The organism is Pseudoalteromonas sp. BSi20652, assembly GCF_000239855.1.
Taxonomy (GTDB): Bacteria; Pseudomonadota; Gammaproteobacteria; order Enterobacterales; family Alteromonadaceae; genus Pseudoalteromonas.
In genome coordinates, this window is the sequence record NZ_BADT01000277.1 from 1 (window position 1) to 2,447 (window position 2,447).

Consider the following 2,447-nt stretch of genomic DNA (forward strand, 5'->3'; position numbering starts at 1 on the left):
TGGATACGCCGCCGCGCCCGTTTTGTCATTGTTGTACCACGCGTCAAACCCCGATAAATCGAGTTTATTTTCGACAATATAACAAAGGGCATACTCAAAAGTGCCAGGCAGAATTTGCTCAGCGAAATTGATAGGAATGAATTTATTTTGACAGGATAAGTCAGGCTTGTAGTTAGCCATAACAGTTTACCGTGGGTGAATAATATCTATTAGATCACAGCGAACAGATGGATTCAAGGTTAAAAAGCAACCAACAAAGAATAGTTGTATACGTTCCTAAAAAGAGTAATTCTACAGCCTCAACGCCTCACTAAGAGGCAAATAATAGTTGGTTAAAATAAGCGACGAAGGAGCAAAAACCAACTGTTATTTGTCCTGCTTGAGTGACTTGTTATATTTTTTTAGCTCCTCACATAACTCAAAATAACTTCTATCTTCTGTTATTGACACTTCGCCGTCAGCAAAAACCTTTAATAGTTTGCTATTCGGAACATACTCCGTTCTACCGTTACAATTAACCTTATTAGGAGATCCGTAATAGATATTAAACTCAAAATATTTAGCACTTCCATCTTCATTCAAAGCCGCATCTTTGATAATGAACTCAATATCTTTTACCTGAACCGATGTCTCTTTTCTTAAAGTTTCTATATTAGGAGTAAACCAACCATGTTTAGCCGTAGAAATTCGTAATTCTCGGATCCTTCTATCTGAATCAGTTGTTGGATAAAACTCTAATATAGTTTCACCGAAAGGATGAGGTATAGAAACTTCATAAGTGATTTTTTTAAGTGGCAACCATTTAAAATCCAGTTGAACACTTGCATTAAGCGCACCTGAAAAAGTAAATAGCAATGTAAATAATGCACGATTCATCATAAAAATATAACACCTCAATAAGCGGCGGACGCGGGCTCTTCGCGAACGTCCGTCTTCATTGTTTTGTTATGTGACGCCACTTGAAAATCCACTATTTTGTTGATTAAGCTCACGCCAAAATATACTACATACTTTATAAAACCGGTATAAAGGATAAACCAACAAAACCAAAAATGTTATCAAATCGCCTAAATGACGATTATCATAGTAAAGCTCAGAGGGACTGCTAAGTTTTGGTAGGGCTCCCACCAAATCTTTTACTTCTGTTTCAAATTGATCTTCTGATAGGGGAAAAGTCTTTTGGTTTATTTTCAGATCATATATAAAATACTCACCCGTTTCAGTCGAACCATAAAAGGCTTCATCACTTTTACCGGCTAATGTGATATCACTAATAATTGCTTCACCGCCATCTTTGCTAGGCCATAAAGACCAGCTATATGAAGTATCTATTGCTCCGAGGGTGAGCTCACCGTTTATAGTGAGTGTCCAATAATCCGTTAACGGCGGATCTACATCTCTAATAAATTCACAAACTAAAACGTTAGCTATAATTGCCAACAAAAAATAAGGTAACAGCTTTATCGGAAACCAAAAAAGATGATTAACTGATACACCAGTATTCTTTTTAAATGCAGTAATTAACCTAGCGATTAAAATCAGTACAACCCCAATAAAGCAGGCGACCAGGATATAGAGAATGCCTACGATTATTAATTGAAAAAGAGGCCCCAAATCATACTCCTAGGTTAAAAAAGATACATAACGCCTAATTAACAGGCAAAAAAATTGTTGGCTAAAATAAGTGAACGTAGTGAACAAAAAAGCCAACTGTTTTTTGTCCTTGTTTAATTTCTTGTTATGTTCTTAATTACTCAGAACATTTTTAATGGCTAACTCTAAACGATCTTCGTCATCTGATAAACACTGATATTCTGCGTAAGGTAATTGCCCATCATTATATTGCTTCTCAAAGAATATTTTCAAACGCCATTCATCAGGATCAGGTTTACCAAAATCAAAGTCAATTCCACCAACTTCTACTGTTTTAAATATATCCACACCGATACCATGAGTTCTTATGAACCAATTAGTACCTGGGATTTGGTGAAGTCCTCTAAATTCTGCTTTCAATATATCCTGAGCTTGTTCAAGCTTAAATGCACGAATTAGTAATTCGTTAGCCCAAGCCATTGAGGCATACCAGAGAGGTATGATTTGTTCGATTAAATCTTCGTCTTTCATCGGAGCCTCCTGAGAACATAACAATTTTATAGTGCGCTCATCGCGCATATATCTGCCAATGACACGCTCATGTATTCAATAATTCTTTTTTACTAAATAACTTAACACATTGCTACATATAATTTTTTATTAGCACTCAAACTATCAATACAAAACAAAATGCGCTCGCCGCTCATTCTCTTGAATATGTGTGCACCACAACTATACTGTATATAAAAACAGCACTATTGTTGGTAATAGTATGAAAACACGTTCCCCATTTTTAAATTACATAGCTGAATATATGCTAGTTCGTCAATATTCATTACGCACCGTAGATACCT

Annotated in this window: 3 protein-coding genes and 1 pseudogene; all 4 read right to left on the reverse strand. The window is 35.8% G+C overall.

Features of this window, described 5'->3' with window-relative positions; genetic code table 11:
* Positions 1–180: pseudogene (locus P20652_RS21255) on the reverse strand (transposase); the annotation flags it as partial.
* Between the two features lie 186 nt (positions 181–366).
* Complete coding sequence (locus P20652_RS00130; protein WP_008173117.1) at positions 367–879, reverse strand: hypothetical protein; 513 nt, start codon at positions 877–879, stop codon at positions 367–369.
* Positions 880–945: 66 nt separating this feature from the next.
* Positions 946–1,614 carry a hypothetical protein gene (locus tag P20652_RS00125; protein WP_008173119.1) on the reverse strand — a complete coding sequence of 223 codons (669 nt, stop codon included), beginning with the start codon at positions 1,612–1,614 and terminating at the stop codon, positions 946–948.
* A 132-nt stretch (positions 1,615–1,746) separates the two neighbouring features.
* On the reverse strand, positions 1,747–2,124 hold the full coding sequence (locus tag P20652_RS00120) for a hypothetical protein (RefSeq protein ID WP_008173121.1): 378 nt from the start codon (positions 2,122–2,124) through the stop codon (positions 1,747–1,749).
* Positions 2,125–2,447 lie beyond the last annotated feature (323 nt).

Bases quoted from the DNA above. Each gene is read 5' to 3' on its own strand.
- P20652_RS00120 (WP_008173121.1), bottom strand. From the start codon at position 2,124: ATGAAAGACGAAGATTTAATCGAACAAATCATACCTCTCTGGTATGCC.
- P20652_RS00130 (WP_008173117.1), bottom strand. From the start codon at position 879: ATGATGAATCGTGCATTATTTACATTGCTATTTACTTTTTCAGGTGCG.